The sequence below is a fragment of the Pseudomonas sp. UC 17F4 genome (assembly GCF_900101695.1).
Taxonomy (GTDB): Bacteria; Pseudomonadota; Gammaproteobacteria; order Pseudomonadales; family Pseudomonadaceae; genus Aquipseudomonas.
On the sequence record NZ_FNKV01000001.1, the window covers coordinates 524,909 to 541,347 of the forward strand.

Here is a 16,439-nt window from a genome sequence, read left to right on the forward strand (position 1 = left end):
GGCGCAGGGATAATGTTTCCCGCTGTTCCCTATGTTTTTGAGGGCCATTTAGCCTATGTGGTACGAAGGTTTGCTCAACTTGTCAGTGTGGCAATTGCTGGCAGTTACCCTGGTAATGACGCATGTGACCATCGTCAGTGTCACCGTTTACCTGCACCGTTACTCTGCCCACCGCTCGCTGGAACTCAATGCCGGGCTCAAGCACTTTTTCCGTTTCTGGCTGTGGCTGACCACGGCGCAGAACACCCGCGAGTGGACTGCCATCCACCGCAAGCACCACGCCAAATGCGAAACCGTCGATGACCCGCACAGCCCAGTGATCAAAGGCCTGTCCACGGTCCTGCGCAAGGGCGCCGAGCTGTACCGCGAAGAGGCACAGAACCCGGAAACCTTGCGTATCTACGGCAAGAACTGCCCGGAAGACTGGATCGAACGCAACCTCTACAGCCGCTACAAGCTCGGTGGCATCGCCCTCATGGCGTTGATCGACCTGCTGCTGTTCGGCACCGCCGGCATCACCATCTGGGCGGTGCAGATGATGTGGATTCCGTTCTGGGCTGCCGGCGTGGTCAACGGCCTGGGCCATGCGGTCGGCTATCGCAACTTCGAATGCCGCGACGCCGCCACCAACCTGGTGCCCTGGGGCATCATCATTGGTGGTGAAGAACTGCACAACAACCACCACACCTACCCCAACTCGGCCAAGCTCTCGGTCAAGCGTTGGGAGTTCGACATGGGCTGGGCCTGGATCAAGCTGTTCTGCTGGCTGCGCCTGGCCAAGGTGCAACGCGTCGCGCCCATCGCCCACCGGGTCGAAGGCAAGGGCCAGCTGGACATGGACACCGCCATGGCGATCCTCAACAACCGCTTCCAGATCATGGCCCAGTACCGCAAGCTGGTGATCGCGCCGCTGGTCAAGCAGGAGCTGGCCCGCGTCGACGACTCGGTGCGCCACCAGTTCCGCCGTGCCAAGCGCTTGCTGTCGCGGGAGACCAGCCTGCTGGAAGACCGTCATCACCTGCGCATCCAGACCATGCTCGAGCACAGCCAGGCACTCAAGACCATCTACGAAAAACGCCTGGCCCTGCAGCAAATCTGGGTACGTACCAGCGCCAACGGCCACGACATGCTCGCGGCCATGAAAGACTGGGTGCACGAGGCCGAAGCCAGCGGTATCCAGTCGCTGCGCGACTTCGCCGCCCAGCTCAAGACCTACTCGCTGCGCCCTGCCCTGGTCTGATGCCGTTGATCGGCGCGCCCGTCCCGCGGCGCGCCGACCGGAACTTAGCCGCCTAATCTCACTCTGACAGGCATATCGCCCGCGTGGCGGGCCGGGTCGTGGCCGCACGCCCCCGTCGTGAGAATTTCCGCGCAAATGGTCAAGAACAAACCAACAACCCTGGCCTGCAATCCGCCACCTGAAGCCGCCCAGACCCTGCTGGCCCTGATGCACGCCCAAGGCGAAGTCGCGCGCCTGAGCGAGCGCGAACAGCTGTTCAGCTCGTTGCTCGACAGCGTTAACGCCGTGCTCTGGGCCTTCGACTGGGAAAGCCGCCAGGTGCTTTACGTCAGCCCCGCCTACGAACGCATTTTTGGCCGCCCGGCCGGCCTGCTGCTGGCCGACTTCAATGAATGGCGCGACAGCATCTACCCCGACGACCTCGACTACGCCGAACGCAGCCTGGCCGAAGTGCTGGTCAAAGGCGCAGTGGAAGACCGCGAATACCGCATCATCGCCGCCGACGGCCAGGTGCGCTGGATCAGCGACAAATGCTTCATCAACCAGCAAGCCGACCCCAGCCAGCGGGTGATCATCGTTGGCATGGCCGAGGACATCACCGAAAAGAAGCAGCTCGAAGGCGAGCTGCAGCGCCTGGCCACCACCGACGTCCTGACCCAGAGCAGCAACCGCCGGCACTTTTTCGAGTGCGCCCAGCACGCTTTCGAAACCGCGCGACTGGAGCAGACGCCGTTGGCGTTCCTGCTGCTCGACATCGATGACTTCAAGCAGATCAACGACACCTACGGCCATCAGGAAGGCGACTATGTGCTGCAGCGCATCGCCGACACCGGCAAGGCGGTGTTGCGCCGTGGTGATCAGTTCGGGCGCATTGGCGGTGAAGAATTCGCCGCAGTGTTTCCGGGTTGCACCCCAGAGATCGCCCAGCAGATTGCCGAACGCCTGCAGCGCGAGATCCAGCGCTTGAGCTTCAGCCATGACGACAAGGTATTTGGAGTGACGGTGAGCCAGGGGCTGACCGGGATTACTGAAGAAGATGAGTCGCTGGACAGCCTGTTCGCCCGGGCGGATGCGGCCATGTACCAGGCCAAGCGCCAGGGCAAGAATCAGATTGTAAGAGGCTGAAAAGCATCGCTGGCCTTGCCAGCGATTGGGCCGCACAGCGGCCCCAGAGTCTCAAACCTTGCGCAACCTGCCCAGCTCCGCCATCCCCACCTTGAGCAAGCGCGCCGTCTTGCTTTCAGCCAGGCCTTCGAGCCCCTGATCCGCCGGCAGGCGCGCCAGTTGCCCGGCCAGGTTCATCACCAGCGCATCGCGTGAATACACGCCGCCGCCCAACTGGTAGATCGCTGCAATCAGCTCACGCAGCTCCAGCGGCAAGCGCCAGCGGGTGCGCAGCGCCGAGCCGAACGCCGCGCCAAACTCGTTGAGCGACAGCTCCACCGAGTCTTCATCCAGCTCACCGCCGGCCTGCTGCCATTCCTGCAAACAACGCAACAGCGCCAGATCGCCCAGGCAATGCAGCAAGCCGGCGCAATAGCAGCGCTCCTGATCGAGCTCGAGCATGCGGGCCAGGGTTCGCGCGTATTCGGCAGTGTGCAGTGACAACTCCCAGAAATGCTCGGCATGACGCGACAGGATCGGATCACTGAGTTTGGCGCTGCGCTTGAGCGCAAGCCCCAGTATCAAGTTCATGCTCTGGGTGGTGCCCAGCTTGTTCAGCGCCTGCATCAGGCTCTGCACCGCGCCATCGCGATGCAATGCGGCGCTGTTGGCGGCGGCAATGAGCACGGCGGTAACCTGCGGGTCATTGCGGATCTCGGCCTCCAGCACCTTGAGGTCCAGGCCCTGGGGTTGCAGGCTGCGCTTGATCGCCAGTTTCACGTCGGCAAACAGCGGTCCGCCATCGGAATTGGCGCGACGCCCTTCGAGAAAACGCGGCAAGGTCGAGCCCGGCTGCAACGGCGGCACCGGACAGGCAACCTCCTCGCCGGCGCTGAGCAGCAGGTCTTCCAGGCGCTGACGCAGCGAATCCATGTTCAACGGCTTGCTCAGGTAAGCGGTGGGTGCGAACGGCAGCACCTCGCGGACACTGGCGGCATCGCTGCGGTTGCTCATGAGAATGAACGGCAGTGCCGGCTGGCGACCTTTGGCCCGTACGTTGCGCAGCAAGTCGAGGCCGTCGCCGCCGGGCAGCTCGCGCGCGGCGATGATCAGGTCCGGCTTGCTGGCCAGCGCTGCCAGCGCCTGCGAGCCATCGGCACACACCTGCAAACGCGCATCGCAGCGCACGCTCAGCAGCATCTGGCTCAGCATGTCCCGGACCCAGGGGTCGCCTTCGGCAATCAGCACGCAAGGTGCCTGGGCGGGCTCTACAACGCTCATACACAACTCTCCCGATATTCCGCTACACGCAATCCTGTGCACCTTCCAAGGTGTCTCCTTACAGGCAACCTTAGCCGCCTGGCCTTCCTTTGGGCGAAAAAAAACCCGCCGAAGCGGGTTTTTCTTCTAATGCGTCACAGTTTACGCAAGTTCTGCGAAGCACTCTTCGATGATTGCCAGACCTTGGTCCAGTTGCTCATCAGGCGAGGTCAGCGGAACCAGGATACGCAGGACGTTGCCGTAAGTGCCGCACGACAGCAGGATCAGACCCTTGTCACGCGCCTTGGCCACAACCGAGGCTACAGCGGCAGCGTTAGGGGTGTGGGAACCGGCTTTGTCGAACACTTCAATAGCGATCATCGAACCCAGGGCACGCACGTCACCGATGATCGGGTGCTTGTCCTGGATCTTGCGCAGGCCGGCGACCAGGCGCTCGCCAACGGCCTTGCTGCGGTCCAGCAGTTTTTCTTCTTCGAACACTTCCATCACGGCCAGGGCCGCGGCGCAAGCGATCGGGCTACCAGCGTAGGTGCCGCCCAGGCCGCCTGGAGCGATGGCGTCCATGTACTCGGCCTTGCCGCACACACCGGCCAGCGGGAAGCCGCCAGCGATGGACTTGGCGAAGGTGGTCAGGTCTGGAGCAACGCCCATCTGTTCCATGGCGAAGAAGGTACCGGTACGGCCAGCGCCGGTCTGAACTTCGTCGGCGATCAGGAGGATGCCGTGCTGGTCGCACAGGGCACGCAGGCGCTTCATGAACTCTTTCGGCGCAACGTAGAAACCACCTTCGCCCTGAACTGGCTCGAGGATGATTGCGGCGATGTCACGGGCTTCGGCGTCGTTCTTGAAGATGCGTTCGATGGATGCGATCGAGTCGTCGATGCTCACGCCGTGCAGTTCGTTCGGGTAGATGGCGCGGAAGATGCCGCCTGGCATCAGGCCCATGCCGGCCGAGTAAGGCACGACTTTACCGGTCAGGCCCAGGGTCATCATGGTGCGACCGTGGTAGGCGCCGGTGAAGGCGATTACGCCAGCACGGCCAGTGGCGGCACGGGCGATCTTGATGGCGTTCTCAACGGCTTCGGAACCGGTGGTAACCAGCAGGGTTTTCTTGGCGAAGTCGCCTGGCACCTTGGCGTTGATCTTTTCGCACAGCTCGACGTAAGGCTCGTAGGCCAGTACCTGGAAGCAGGTGTGGGTCAGCTTGTGCAGTTGGGCTTCAACGGCAGCGATGATCTTCGGGTGCACGTGACCGGTGTTCAGTACCGCGATACCGCCGGCGAAGTCGATGAACTCGCGGCCTTCGACGTCAGTGACGGTGGCGTTTTTTGCCGACTCGGCGAAGATCGGGTGGATCTGGCCAACACCGCGTGGAACAGCGGCGACACGACGTTGCATCAAAGATTCGTTGGTCTTGCTCATAATGTCCTCAATTCGCCACACACAAGGTGGCGCGATTCAAGTCGGAGTGGCCGGTATTCAACTGCAGGCAGCATGCGTTGATCGACTGCTGCAGGGGCCCAGGCCACTGGATGTACGGTGTAAAAAAGGCCAGCGAGACGTCGCTCTCGCGCCCCGCTGGCAGAGGTAAAGCCTTACGCTGCGATCAGACGCTGATGCACAGGTATTTGATTTCCAGGTAGTCCTCGATGCCGTACTTGGAGCCTTCGCGGCCCAGGCCCGAAGCCTTGATACCACCGAACGGCGCGACTTCGTTGGAGATCAGACCGGTGTTGATACCGACCATGCCGTATTCCAGGGCTTCGGCGACACGGAACACGCGGCTCATGTCACGGGCATAGAAGTACGAGGCCAGGCCGAACTCGGTGTCGTTGGACATGGCGATGACTTCGGCCTCGTCCTTGAAACGGAACAGCGGCGCCAGCGGGCCGAAGGTTTCTTCCTTGGCCACGGCGGCGTTCTTAGGTACGTCGACCAGAATGGTCGGCTCGAAGAAGTTGCCTTCGATCAGCTTGCCGCCGCTGAGCACCTTGGCGCCCTTGGCGACTGCGTCTTCGATGTGTTCCTGGACCTTGGCCACGGCCTTGCCGTCGATCAGCGGGCCGGTAGTGGTGCCGTCTTCCAGGCCGTTGCCGATTTTCAGCTTGGCCACTGCGGCCTTGAGCTTCTCGGCGAAGGCATCGTAGACGCCGTCCTGAACGTAGATACGGTTGGCGCAGACGCAGGTCTGGCCGTTGTTGCGGTACTTGGAGATGATCGCGCCGTCGACGGCCTTGTCCAGGTCAGCGTCGTCGAACACGATGAACGGCGCGTTGCCGCCCAGTTCCAGGGAAACCTTCTTGATGTCTTTGGCGCATTCGGCCATCAGTTGGCGACCGATCTCGGTGGAGCCGGTGAACGACAGCTTGCGCACGATCGGGTTGCCGGTCAGCTCGCTGCCGATGTCGCCGGCGCTGCCGGTGACTACGCTGAGCACGCCAGCCGGGATACCGGCACGGGTGGCCAGCTCAACCAGGGCCAGGGCCGAGTACGGGGTTTGCGAAGCAGGCTTGAGCACCATGGTGCAGCCAGCGGCCAGGGCCGGGCCGGCTTTACGGGTGATCATCGCCGCCGGGAAGTTCCACGGGGTGATGGCTGCGGTCACGCCGATCGGCTGCTTGATCACGATCAGGCGCTTGTCTGGCTGGTGGCCCGGGATGGTGTCGCCGTACACGCGCTTGGCTTCTTCGGCGAACCACTCGATAAAGGAAGCGGCATAGGCGATTTCGCCCTTGGCTTCGGCCAGTGGCTTGCCCTGCTCGGTGGTCATCAGGCGGGCCAGGTCATCCTGGTGCTCGATCATCAGCTCGAACCAGCGACGCAGCTTGCCAGCACGTTCTTTGGCGGTCAGCGCACGCCAGGCCGGCAGCGCCTTGTCGGCGGCCTCGATGGCACGGCGGGTTTCAGCGGCGCCCATCTTCGGCACAGTGCCGATGATCTCGCCCGTTGCCGGGTTGTTGACCTTGATCGTCTGGCCGTTGTCCGCGTCCAGCCACTCTCCATTGATGAAGGCTTGCTGGCGGAACAACTGGGCGTCTTTAAGCTGCATGTCGGGCTTCCTTAACTGCACCGTGCAGGCACGGAGCGAATTATTGATTGTAGAAAAAGGAGAGCGTTTGAAATCTCAAACGAATCCTAGGATCAACGACGAGAAAGGACAATAGGGTGTTCGAAAAAAAGAACAAAAAGCGCTGTGCGGCGAATTTTTTCGGATCAACGTCACTTTTGGCCCGTGGAGTGTGCGAAATCGACCACAGCCATTTCGACGATGGACGCCGCCAGCCTAGATGGGTATCATGGCGCCCGCGTTGCACTCGTAGCTCAGCTGGATAGAGTACTGCCCTCCGAAGGCAGGGGTCGTGGGTTCGAATCCCGCCGAGTGCGCCATATCGATCAAGGCTCAGGTGAATACCTGGGCCTTTTTTGTTTTCCGGCCCAGTTACTCCCTGTGTGGGAGCGGGCTTGCCCCGCGATCCGATACGGCAGGCAGACCGCAATCGCGGGGCAAGTCGGGTCGCCGCACCGCCGCCCCTACCGGGTTAGAAACTCAGGCGCGCACCGGCGTACAGCGTGCGCCCAGGCCCCGGTTCGTAGTAGCGCCCGGCGCCATCGTTGATGCGCAGGTTGTCGTAGTACTGGCGGTCACTGAGGTTATCCACACCCAGGTACGGCTCCAGGGTCTGGCCGCCAAGATCAAACTGCTTGCCAAGGCGCAAGTTGAGCAAAGCGACCCCGGCCACCCGCGCGCTGTTGGCGTTGTCGGCGTACTGCGGGCCGTAGGCATTCATGTTAACGCGCGCATAAAAGCCATCACGCTCGTAAGCCACTTCGCTAAACAACGTCTGACGCGGGATGCCCGGCAGGCGGTTGTCGTCAAAGCCGTTGAAGTCGGTGTAGCGGTAGTTGTTGAAGCTGTAGGCCATGGACAGCCGCCAGTGCTCCAGCACCTGGTAGTCGGCGCTCAGCTCAACGCCGTCGCGGCGCGACTTGCCGGCGTTGCGGTAGAAGGTCTGGCCGCCGTCGACGTAAGGCACCAGCTCATCCTCAAGCGCGATGCTGTAAAGCACCGCCTCGGCGCGCACGTCGCTCCATTCGCCTTTGATTCCCAGCTCACGGTTGAGCGCCTTGGCCGGTTGCAGGCCCGGGTTGAAGCCGCCACCTGCCGGGTTGGCCAGTTCGTTGACCGTGGGCGTTTCGAACGAGGTGGCGACGCGGGCATAGACCAGGTAATGCTCGCTCAGGCGATAGCTGAGGCCGGCGCTGTAGTTCCAGTCATCCAGCGTGCGCGAGCCGGAGTCGTCGCCGTCACGCTCGAAGCGGTCGTCCACCGCCAGGCGCATGCTGTCGTAGCGCCCGCCCAGGGTCAGTTGCCAGCGCTCGCTGAGGTCGATGCTGTCTTGCAGGTACAGGCCAACGCTGCCGGCCTTCTCTTGCTGACGCAGGGTCAGCGCCCCGGTGCCACCGCCGATCTGGTTGTTGTGGCGTTCACGCTCATCGCGCTGCTGTTCAAGATCGACACCGGCGGTGACGTGTTGATCCAGGCCGAACCAGCTGGCCTTATGGGTGTACTGCCCGCCTACCCCGGCGAACAGCCGGGTGTAGGAGGTCTGCCCGCCATTGGCGTAAGGCAGGCGATTGCCAAACTCGCGCCGCCCCAGCCAACTGCGCACTTGATAACTGTCGGCCTCGCCAAGATCGCCGGTCCAGTTCAGCGCCAGACGCTGCTGGGTGATGTCTTCGTCGGAGTTGTACAACAGGCTCTGGGCGCGGGCCTGGTCACGTTTGGCGTGCACTTCGGCGAGGGTCAGGGCGCCAGGGTCTTCGGAACGGTTGTCGAGCGCCTGGAACGTTACCCCCAGTTGCCCTGCATCGCCCTGCCAGCGCAGCTTGCCGGTGAGGTTGCGCGCCTCGGAGCTGGAGTGCTGGCGATAGCCGTCGAGGTTGGTGACATTGAGCGCCAGCAGGCCGCCAAGGTTGCCGGAGGTGCCGCTGGTTTCCGCACGCAGGCGTTGGTAGCCATACTCGCCACCACTGACATCGATGGACGATTGCGGTGTCAGCGACGGCTCTCGGGTCTGGATTGCCAATACCCCGCCTGCACCGTTGCCATAAAGCGTCGAGGCCGAGCCGCGGATCACTTCGATGCGCTCCACCAGGCCCAGGTCAACGCCGTCCATTTCGGTCTGGCCATCGGGCATGGTCAGCGGTACGCCGTCGACCATCACGCGAATGCCGCGCATGCCGAAGCTCGAACGCGCACCAAAGCCACGAATCGACAGGCGCATGCCCTGGGCCATGTTGTAGCGGCTCTGCGACACGGTGCCGGGCACGGCCGAAAGCAGGCCATCGAGGGTCAGCAGTTGCTCGCCGGGCTTCTCGGCGATGTCCACGGCGCTTACCGAAGCCGGGGTCTGCAACCAGGCGGAATTGACCCGGGTCGAGGTCACTTCCAGCGGCGCCAGTTCGACGCTGTCGGCACAGGCGCTACCGGCGCCGAGCAACAGGAGGGTCATGACGGAGTGCCGCCTGGTAAACATGCTGAATCCTTGAATCGATAGGGACAGAAAACGCAGGAAAACCTGCGCTGAAAAAATTGGCGCAGCAGCAACAGCCAGTTATAAGGCAAAATGCTACTAACTGATTCGCATTTAACGAGTCAGACCCCTGGAATACACCAGCAAGAAGGATCTTTATGAAGCGGTTCGCTGTGACCCCGGCCCGGTGGGTCGGGATGTTGTGCTGCCTGTTCGCCTTGAACATCGCACAGGCCAAGGACGACGGTACCGACCCCTCCGTCACCATCGAAAAGGACATTCTACGCACCGTGGTGGCCGAAGACGGCAGCTACGCCGCCACCCAGGACCTGGTCCTGCTGATCAATGAAGAACGCGCGATCCAGGCCAAGGCCCAGCAGTCGTTGTACTACAACCGCACCCTGGAAACCCTCGAGGTGACCCAGGCCTACACCCAGAAGCCCGATGGCCGCAAAGTGCAGGTCAGCCCCGAGCAGATCAAGGAGCAACAGGAGCAGCAATCGTCCCAGGCGCCGATGTTCCATGACAGCCTGGTCAAGGTAGTGATCTTCCCCGAAGTCGCCGTCGGCGATCGCCTGGTGCTGAGCTTCAAGAAACAGCGCAAGACCCCGCTGTTCCCTGGCCAGTTCGAAGACCTGGCGATGCCGCAGTTCCACCCGACCCAGCAGTTCACCCTGATCTACGACCTGCCGAAGAACCTCAAGCTCAATGCCGAGGCCAAGGGCTTCAAGGCGTCCAGCCCGAAGGCCGAGCCTGGGCGCAAGGTCTACCAGTGGGATTATGTGCAGGGTGACAACGCCCGTACAGAACTGGGCGCAGTAGCCTACTCGGACTACGGCAAGTACCTGGCGGTTTCCACCTTCGCTGACTACAGCGAGTTCGCCAAAGCCTACGCGGCGCGCGCCAACAGCGAAGTGACGCCCGCCATCCGCGAACTGGCGGAAAAGCTCACGGCCAAGATCGACGACCCGCGCGACAAGGCCCTGGCCCTGGGTGACTGGGTGCGCCGCAACATTCGCTACGTGGCGGTTTACATCGGTGCTGGCGGCGTGGTGCCGCATGCCGCCGATACCGTGCTGAGCAACCGTTATGGCGACTGCAAGGACCACGTGGCCCTGCTCGAAGCGCTGCTGGCCGCAGTCAATATCGACAGCACCCCGGCGCTGATCAACCTCGGCAATGCCTACGCCCTGCCCAAGGTGCCGACCCTGGGCGTGATCAACCATGTGGTCACCTACATCCCGAGCCTGGACCTGTACCTGGACTCCACCGCCGAAGCCATTGCCAGCGGCTACCTGCCCGCTCCGGTGCTGGACAAACCCACCGTGCTGACCCGCTCCGGCAAGCTCGGCCACACTCCGGCCACCCAAACAGGCCTGGTGCACAACAGCACCACCTACACCGTGGCCAGCAGCGGCGCCGCCGACTTCAGTCACGCTTCGAAAATCGACGGCTGGGCCGCCGAAATGAACCGCTGGATGATGCGCAACATGCAGCCGGCCGAGCGCGACCTGCTGACCCAGCGCATCCTCGCCGCCTACGGCCAGCGCGGCAGCGGCAAGATCAGCAGCGACGACCTGGAAACCAGCGGCGCCTTCGAGATGCACATCAACGGCCGCAGCGAAAACCTGGTCAACCTGCCCGGCCCGATCGGCGTGCCGACCCTGACCAGCCTGGCTGGCGGCATCGCCCAGAATATCTTCGGCTTTATCGCTGAAAAGCAGCGCACCCAGGACTTCACCTGCATCTCCGGCATCACCGAAGAACAAGCGCGCTTCGAGTTCCCGGCCGACGTCAAGATCATCGCCGCGCCCAAGCCTGTGAGCCTCAAGGACAAACACTTCGACTACAGCGCCGACTATGCCCTGCAAGGCAACAGCCTGGTGATCAAACGCCGCCTGGACTTCCACAACCCGAAAGCGGTGTGCAGCGTGAAAGACTTCGAGAAGATGAAGCCAACCCTGGACGCCATGCTCAATGACCTGAACAGTCAGGTGATCGTGCAGAAGAGCTGAGGTACTGCGCCCTGCCGAATCCCTCGGGAGGTCAGCAGGGCGCCGTCGCTGTTACGCCAACGTCGAAGTCTTTGATAAACTCCGCCGCGCCCTGCGCTGCGCCACGCAAGCGGAACTATCAAAAGGAATTGTCATGGCAATGGTTTTTTGCCGCGGTTGTGCCATGGAAATCCATGAAACGGCGCCCAGCTGCCCACAGTGCGGCGCCCCTCAGACTCCCTCTGCCACCACGCAACCTGCCGGCAAGCGCTTGTCCTGGATGGCAGCCAGCTCGCTGATCCTGTGCATCGCCTGTGTATTGACGCTGTTCGAACCAGCCAGCTGGGATCGTAACACCCTGTGGGGGATGGGCTTGTTTGCACTCACCGGGCTGGTCCTGAGCTCGCTCAGCCTGGTCAAAAAAGAACCGCGAACCTACATGGCAATTACTGGCGCGGTGTTGTCAGGCATTTTGCTCATTTTGCTGATCTGGCTAGTCATGTAAGGGACAACACATGAATATGGTTTTTTGCCGTGGCTGCGCCAAGGAAATCCACAACAGCGCCGTGGCTTGCCCAGCCTGCGGTGCACCGCAACCTGCTGCAACCTTCACTGCAGCACCTGCGCCAGCCGGCATCTGGTACGTTGAACTACTGAAGAAATACGCCCTGTTCTCCGGTCGGTCACGCCGCCAGGAATACTGGCTGTTCATCCTGGTCACCTTCCTGGTGTACATGCTGGTGCCCTATCTCGACCGCGAGCTCCGTACCGGCACGCTCTTCGCTTACCTGTACAGCGTGGCGTTGCTGGTCCCGGGCATTGCCGTAGCCGTTCGGCGCATGCACGACACCGACCGTAGCGGTTGGTGGCTGCTGTTCCCGCTCGTCAACCTGATCTTCCTGTGCCAGGACAGCCAGCGTGGCCCGAACCGTTTCGGCCCAAACCCGAAAAACACCTGATCACGGCTTGATCGAGAGTCAAAGCAAAGCGGCCATCATTGGCCGCTTTGGCATTTTTGCGCCCATGACGTTTTTCAATCACATCGATGCCGCTTTCGCCCTTGCCCTGCAGCGATCTGTACACGATTCTTTAGCTATCTGCCGTCACCCACTCCCAGCATCGCAGAGGCCTCTATGAAAACCGTGGCACAGCTTCTAAAAACAAAAGCCCAGCAGCACCACCAGGTTCACACCATCGGCCCCGACCACATGGTGCTCGATGCGCTGCGGTTGATGGCCGAGAAGAACGTCGGTGCCCTGCCGGTAGTGCAGGATGGGTGTGTGGTGGGGATCGTCAGTGAGCGCGACTACGCGCGCAAGATGGTGCTCAAGGGCCGCAGTTCGGTAGGCACGCCGGTCAGTGCGATCATGAGTGCGCCGGTGATTACCGTCGACCCGCACCAGAACGTCGAGTACTGCATGAACATGATGACCAACAGTCACCTGCGCCACCTGCCGGTGGTCGAGAACGGCGAGCTGCTGGGCCTGCTGTCGATTGGCGACCTGGTCAAGGAAGCCATCGCCGAACAGGCCAACATGATTCTGCAACTGGAACAGTACATTCGCGGCGACTGATTCGCGGCACGCTCAGCGGTATTCGCCCTCCAGCTCATCGAGCTGGTGGTCGAAGCTGCGCAGGCGCGCTGACCAGGTGTACACCAGCACTTCCAGGTCGCGGTTGAGCACCGCGGCGCCGCGCCCGCTGCTCTGCTGCGAGTCGCACAAGTCCAGTTGATAACGCTCCCGGGCCATTGCAGTGGCAACCGTAGACAGCTCGCGGGCGTTGTCCAGCCAGTGGCGGCGGTGGTCATGGGTTTCGCGGTCGAGCTCGCGGCATTGGCGTTTCAGCGCTTCCAGGCTCTGCTCCAGCGGCGTGCCTTCAAGCTCGCCCATTACCTCTTGGAAGGTACGCCCGGGCTGCCAGTAACTGCCCCAGAAATAACGGTCGAAGACGGTTTCGACCCGGCGCAAGGCAACCTTGGTGTTCCAGATAGCCACCAAGGTTCGCCCTTGGGCCAACTGGCGTTTGCTCACCCGCAGTTGCTGCCAGGCAATCCACGCCAGCGCGGTCAGGGCCAGCGCCCCGATCACGCCCCCGGCGGCGTAAAGAAATACCAGAGCCTGACCCAACTGGTGGGTCTGTTTGATTCCATAGAAATAACCGACGGTCAGCAGCCCCAGGGCGGTCACGGCACACCAGAAACCGGCGGCATAGGGATCTTTCATTGGCGCTGTCCCCTTGTTGTTTTTCCTGAGCATAGCAACGCCATTCGCCGGTCGATGTGCCGCTCGGCGTTTATTTTTTCGGACGCCGCAGCGCCTCGTTCAGCTGGTCGAACGGCACGGCCCAGTCGGAGTCTTCGATAATGCTTTCCTTGAGAAATGCCCGCTGGCTCTCGGTCCAGAACGGTGCATCAACCAGCTTTATTTCATTCTTGAGCGGCGAGTGGCTGGTGATGAACTGGTCAATGCCCTGGGGATCATCAGCCAGGCCCAGCTGTTTGAAGAGCTCCGAAAACGGATGAATATTTGATTCCATGCGTGACTCCTTGGGGGCCAGGCCGGGCATCCACGACGCCAGCCTGGCAGTGGGTTGATCATCAGCAAACCTCACGCACTTCGGCGTTCGGCACCAGTTTCAGGTATTGCGTCATGTTCATGTGGATCAGGTGATCGTGATCACCAGCCTCGACATAGATATCGCCCTGACGGGTCAGGGTCGGGTCGAGCAGCATCTTGATCGAGTAAGCATCGCCCAGTGCCGGAATGGCGCCACGCTCGCAGTCGCCGAACAGATGGGGCAGCCCACTTTCATGGGTCATTTGCCAGGCGCCGGTGGCGCGCACCTTGCTCATGTCCAGGTGACGGTTGGCCGGTAGCACGGCCATCAGATAGTTGCCATGGCGGTCGTCGAGCATGACCGACTTGGCCACCCGCTCGGCGGGCACTCCAGCGGTACGGGCCGACTCAAGGCTGGTGGATGAGTGCGGGTGAGAAATGATGTCGTAGTCGCAGCCGGCCTTGTCCAGGCACTGCTGCAGGGTTTTTGCCATACGCATGATGCACCTCCGGATACAGCGCCCCCACTTCTGAAGTTTAGGCCGTGCTGCCGCAAGCAGCCGACTAAACTTATTGGACACGCACAGCCCGGGTGAATTCAGGTGATCGCTCGCTGGTGTCGGCACCTGCTGGTTTTATTGATGCTCGGCGCCCTGACGAGCGGCGGGGCTGCGCCCGGCAATCCGGTGCTGGTACTGAGTATCGACGACGCCATCGGCCCGGCCAGTGCCGACTACCTGATACGCGGCCTGGAGCAGGCCAAGACGCAGCAGGCGCAATTGGTGGTCATCCGCCTCGACACCCCGGGCGGGCTCGACAGCTCGATGCGCGCGATCATCAAGGCGATCCTCGCCAGCCCCGTGCCAGTCGCTACCTTCGTCGCCCCCGGTGGCGCCCGGGCGGCCAGCGCCGGCACCTATATTCTCTACGCCAGCCATGTCGCGGCCATGGCCCCGGGCACCAACCTCGGCGCCGCCACGCCGGTGCAGATCGGCGGGATGCCAGGCCCACCGAAAGACCCGGCTGCGCCCACCGGCGACAAGCCAGCACCGAGCAGCGAACAAGACACCCTGACCCGCAAGCAGATCAACGACGCTGCCGCCTATATTCGCGGTTTGGCGCAACTGCGCGGGCGCAATGCCGACTGGGCGGAACAGGCGGTACGCGAATCGGTCAGCCTGCCGGCCAACGAAGCCTTGCGCCTGAAAGTCATCGACCGCATCGCCAACGACCTGCCCGACCTGCTGCGCCAGCTCGATGGCAAAAGCCTCGAAGCCGCCGGCCAAGCCGTGCAGTTGCACACCGCCAACGTCAGCATCATCGAACGCGAGCCGGACTGGCGCACGCGCCTGCTGGCGGTGATCACCAACCCCAGCGTGGCGCTGATCCTGATCATGATCGGCATTTACGGGCTGATGTTCGAGTTCATGAGCCCGGGCTCCGGGGTCGGCGGGGTGATCGGTGGCATCTGTCTGCTGGTGGCCCTGTATGCCTTGCAGTTGTTGCCGGTGAGCTATGCCGGCGCGGCGCTGATCCTGCTTGGCATCGCCTTCATGATTGCCGAGGCGTTCCTGCCCAGTTTTGGCGTGGTCGGCTTTGGCGGCATCGTTGCCTTCGTGGTCGGCGCGGTGATCTTGATGGACACCGACGTGCCCGGCTTCGGCATCCCCCTGGCGCTGATCCTGACCCTCGCCCTGCTCTCGGCGCTGCTGCTCGGCGGCGTGCTGGGCATGGCCATGAAGGCGCGCCAGCGCGCGCTGGTCAGTGGCGATGCCGGGCTGGTGGGTAGCCTGGCGACGGTGATGGCGGTCAATGACAGCGACCCGTTCATCGGTTCGGTGCAGGCGCAGGGTGAACAGTGGCAGGCCCAGTGCCAGACGCCACTGCAGGTGGGGCAACGCGTCCGGGTGATGACACGCAAGGGCGTACTACTGGACGTCAGCGCCGAGGCACAACCACCGGCGCAAGGAGACTGAGATGTTTTTCGAACTGGGCTTTGGCGCCTTGCTGGCGCTGCTGGCGGTATTGTTGCTGTCGGCCTTTCGCATCCTGCGTGAATACGAGCGCGGGGTAGTGTTCCAGCTCGGGCGCTTCTGGCGGGTCAAAGGGCCGGGGCTGGTGCTGTTGATTCCGGGGATCCAGCAGATGGTCCGGGTCGACCTGCGCACCGTGGTGCTGGATGTGCCGCCACAGGATGTCATCACCCGCGACAACGTCTCGGTCAAGGTCAACGCGGTGCTGTACTTTCGCGTGCTCGACCCGCAGAAGGCGATCATCCAGGTCGAGGACTTTCTCATGGCCACCAGCCAACTGGCGCAGACTACCTTGCGCGCGGTGCTGGGCAAGCATGAGCTGGACGAACTGCTGGCCGAGCGCGAACGGCTGAACCTGGACATCCGCCAGGTGCTGGATGCGCAAACCGATGCCTGGGGCATCAAGGTGGCCAACGTCGAGATCAAGCATGTCGATCTCAACGAGTCGATGATCCGCGCCATTGCCCGCCAGGCTGAGGCTGAACGTGAGCGGCGGGCCAAGGTGATCCATGCCGAAGGTGAACTGCAAGCCTCGGAGAAACTGATGCAAGCGGCAGAAATGCTCGGCCGCCAGTCGGGGGCGATGCAGCTGCGCTACATGCAGACCCTGGGCAGCATTGCTGGCGACAAGTCGTCGACGATTGTCTTTCCGTTGCCGATAGAGATGCTTAAAGGGCTTGTGGATAAGTGAGACT

The 16,439-nt window shown here is 62.4% G+C and carries 15 protein-coding genes and 1 tRNA gene; 9 read left to right on the plus strand and 7 right to left on the minus strand.

Translation table 11 applies throughout. The features are described from left to right. Positions 1–55 precede the first annotated feature (55 nt). Both desA and BLR26_RS02365 read left to right on the plus strand, forming a co-directional pair. Positions 56–1,240, plus strand: coding sequence for a delta-9 fatty acid desaturase DesA (gene desA, locus BLR26_RS02360; RefSeq protein WP_093377419.1), 1,185 nt, complete (start codon positions 56–58; stop codon positions 1,238–1,240). A gap of 135 nt (positions 1,241–1,375) precedes the next feature. Further along, positions 1,376–2,365: a GGDEF domain-containing protein gene (locus BLR26_RS02365; RefSeq protein WP_045201752.1), complete on the plus strand. Its 990-nt coding sequence runs from the start codon at positions 1,376–1,378 to the stop codon at positions 2,363–2,365. Between the two features lie 51 nt (positions 2,366–2,416). On the opposite strand, the gene BLR26_RS02370 is transcribed toward BLR26_RS02365, so the two are convergent. The 3 genes from BLR26_RS02370 to gabD form a co-directional block, all read right to left on the minus strand. After that, a complete protein-coding gene (locus BLR26_RS02370) occupies positions 2,417–3,625 on the minus strand; it encodes a response regulator (RefSeq protein WP_045201750.1) in 1,209 nt (402 codons plus the stop codon). Between the two features lie 141 nt (positions 3,626–3,766). After that, a complete protein-coding gene (gabT, locus tag BLR26_RS02375; RefSeq protein WP_038997739.1) occupies positions 3,767–5,047 on the minus strand; it encodes a 4-aminobutyrate--2-oxoglutarate transaminase in 1,281 nt (426 codons plus the stop codon). Positions 5,048–5,231: 184 nt separating this feature from the next. Continuing rightward, the gene (gabD, locus tag BLR26_RS02380; RefSeq protein WP_045201748.1) at positions 5,232–6,674 is read right to left on the minus strand and encodes an NADP-dependent succinate-semialdehyde dehydrogenase; all 1,443 of its coding nucleotides are present in this window, start codon (positions 6,672–6,674) and stop codon (positions 5,232–5,234) included. Positions 6,675–6,935: 261 nt separating this feature from the next. Here gabD and BLR26_RS02385 point away from each other — a divergent pair. Next, positions 6,936–7,012: transfer RNA gene (locus tag BLR26_RS02385), tRNA-Arg, on the plus strand. 152 nt (positions 7,013–7,164) lie between these two features. On the opposite strand, the gene BLR26_RS02390 is transcribed toward BLR26_RS02385, so the two are convergent. Then, a complete protein-coding gene (locus BLR26_RS02390) occupies positions 7,165–9,138 on the minus strand; it encodes a TonB-dependent receptor family protein (RefSeq protein WP_045201746.1) in 1,974 nt (657 codons plus the stop codon). Positions 9,139–9,317: 179 nt separating this feature from the next. On the opposite strand from BLR26_RS02390, the gene BLR26_RS02395 reads away from it, so the two are divergent. The 4 genes from BLR26_RS02395 to BLR26_RS02410 all read left to right on the plus strand — a co-directional run bounded on the left by BLR26_RS02395 (position 9,318) and on the right by BLR26_RS02410 (position 12,727). Further along, positions 9,318–11,174, plus strand: a complete 1,857-nt coding sequence (locus BLR26_RS02395) for a DUF3857 domain-containing transglutaminase family protein (RefSeq protein WP_093377423.1) — start codon at positions 9,318–9,320, stop codon at positions 11,172–11,174. A gap of 133 nt (positions 11,175–11,307) precedes the next feature. Next, a complete protein-coding gene (locus BLR26_RS02400; protein ID WP_093377428.1) occupies positions 11,308–11,658 on the plus strand; it encodes a hypothetical protein in 351 nt (116 codons plus the stop codon). 10 nt (positions 11,659–11,668) lie between these two features. After that, positions 11,669–12,112, plus strand: a complete 444-nt coding sequence (locus BLR26_RS02405; protein WP_093377433.1) for a DUF805 domain-containing protein — start codon at positions 11,669–11,671, stop codon at positions 12,110–12,112. A gap of 174 nt (positions 12,113–12,286) precedes the next feature. Then, the gene (locus tag BLR26_RS02410) at positions 12,287–12,727 is read left to right on the plus strand and encodes a CBS domain-containing protein (RefSeq protein ID WP_093377437.1); all 441 of its coding nucleotides are present in this window, start codon (positions 12,287–12,289) and stop codon (positions 12,725–12,727) included. 12 nt (positions 12,728–12,739) lie between these two features. Here the strand turns inward: BLR26_RS02410 and BLR26_RS02415 are convergent, their stop codons facing one another. The 3 genes from BLR26_RS02415 to BLR26_RS02425 form a co-directional block, all read right to left on the minus strand. Continuing rightward, on the minus strand, positions 12,740–13,378 hold the full coding sequence (locus tag BLR26_RS02415) for a hypothetical protein (protein ID WP_045201740.1): 639 nt from the start codon (positions 13,376–13,378) through the stop codon (positions 12,740–12,742). A gap of 70 nt (positions 13,379–13,448) precedes the next feature. Further along, the gene (locus BLR26_RS02420; protein ID WP_093377442.1) at positions 13,449–13,691 is read right to left on the minus strand and encodes a DUF2789 domain-containing protein; all 243 of its coding nucleotides are present in this window, start codon (positions 13,689–13,691) and stop codon (positions 13,449–13,451) included. Between the two features lie 61 nt (positions 13,692–13,752). Next, complete coding sequence (locus BLR26_RS02425) at positions 13,753–14,211, minus strand: aminoacyl-tRNA deacylase (RefSeq protein WP_045201736.1); 459 nt, start codon at positions 14,209–14,211, stop codon at positions 13,753–13,755. A 102-nt stretch (positions 14,212–14,313) separates the two neighbouring features. Between BLR26_RS02425 and BLR26_RS02430 the strand changes: the two genes are divergently transcribed. Both BLR26_RS02430 and BLR26_RS02435 read left to right on the plus strand, forming a co-directional pair. Beyond that, positions 14,314–15,687 (plus strand): NfeD family protein, encoded by a 1,374-nt coding sequence (locus BLR26_RS02430; RefSeq protein WP_093377447.1) that lies wholly within the window; start codon positions 14,314–14,316, stop codon positions 15,685–15,687. Between the two features lies 1 nt (position 15,688). Further along, on the plus strand, positions 15,689–16,435 hold the full coding sequence (locus BLR26_RS02435; protein WP_038997749.1) for a slipin family protein: 747 nt from the start codon (positions 15,689–15,691) through the stop codon (positions 16,433–16,435). Positions 16,436–16,439: the final 4 nt, after the last annotated feature.

Bases quoted from the DNA above. Each gene is read 5' to 3' on its own strand.
- BLR26_RS02415 (WP_045201740.1), bottom strand. From the start codon at position 13,378: ATGAAAGATCCCTATGCCGCCGGTTTCTGGTGTGCCGTGACCGCCCTG.
- BLR26_RS02390 (WP_045201746.1), bottom strand. From the start codon at position 9,138: ATGACCCTCCTGTTGCTCGGCGCCGGTAGCGCCTGTGCCGACAGCGTC.
- BLR26_RS02410 (WP_093377437.1), top strand. From the start codon at position 12,287: ATGAAAACCGTGGCACAGCTTCTAAAAACAAAAGCCCAGCAGCACCAC.
- BLR26_RS02425 (WP_045201736.1), bottom strand. From the start codon at position 14,211: ATGCGTATGGCAAAAACCCTGCAGCAGTGCCTGGACAAGGCCGGCTGC.
- BLR26_RS02370 (WP_045201750.1), bottom strand. From the start codon at position 3,625: ATGAGCGTTGTAGAGCCCGCCCAGGCACCTTGCGTGCTGATTGCCGAA.
- BLR26_RS02400 (WP_093377428.1), top strand. From the start codon at position 11,308: ATGGCAATGGTTTTTTGCCGCGGTTGTGCCATGGAAATCCATGAAACG.
- BLR26_RS02405 (WP_093377433.1), top strand. From the start codon at position 11,669: ATGAATATGGTTTTTTGCCGTGGCTGCGCCAAGGAAATCCACAACAGC.
- desA (WP_093377419.1), top strand. From the start codon at position 56: ATGTGGTACGAAGGTTTGCTCAACTTGTCAGTGTGGCAATTGCTGGCA.
- gabT (WP_038997739.1), bottom strand. From the start codon at position 5,047: ATGAGCAAGACCAACGAATCTTTGATGCAACGTCGTGTCGCCGCTGTT.
- BLR26_RS02395 (WP_093377423.1), top strand. From the start codon at position 9,318: ATGAAGCGGTTCGCTGTGACCCCGGCCCGGTGGGTCGGGATGTTGTGC.
- BLR26_RS02435 (WP_038997749.1), top strand. From the start codon at position 15,689: ATGTTTTTCGAACTGGGCTTTGGCGCCTTGCTGGCGCTGCTGGCGGTA.
- BLR26_RS02365 (WP_045201752.1), top strand. From the start codon at position 1,376: ATGGTCAAGAACAAACCAACAACCCTGGCCTGCAATCCGCCACCTGAA.
- BLR26_RS02420 (WP_093377442.1), bottom strand. From the start codon at position 13,691: ATGGAATCAAATATTCATCCGTTTTCGGAGCTCTTCAAACAGCTGGGC.
- gabD (WP_045201748.1), bottom strand. From the start codon at position 6,674: ATGCAGCTTAAAGACGCCCAGTTGTTCCGCCAGCAAGCCTTCATCAAT.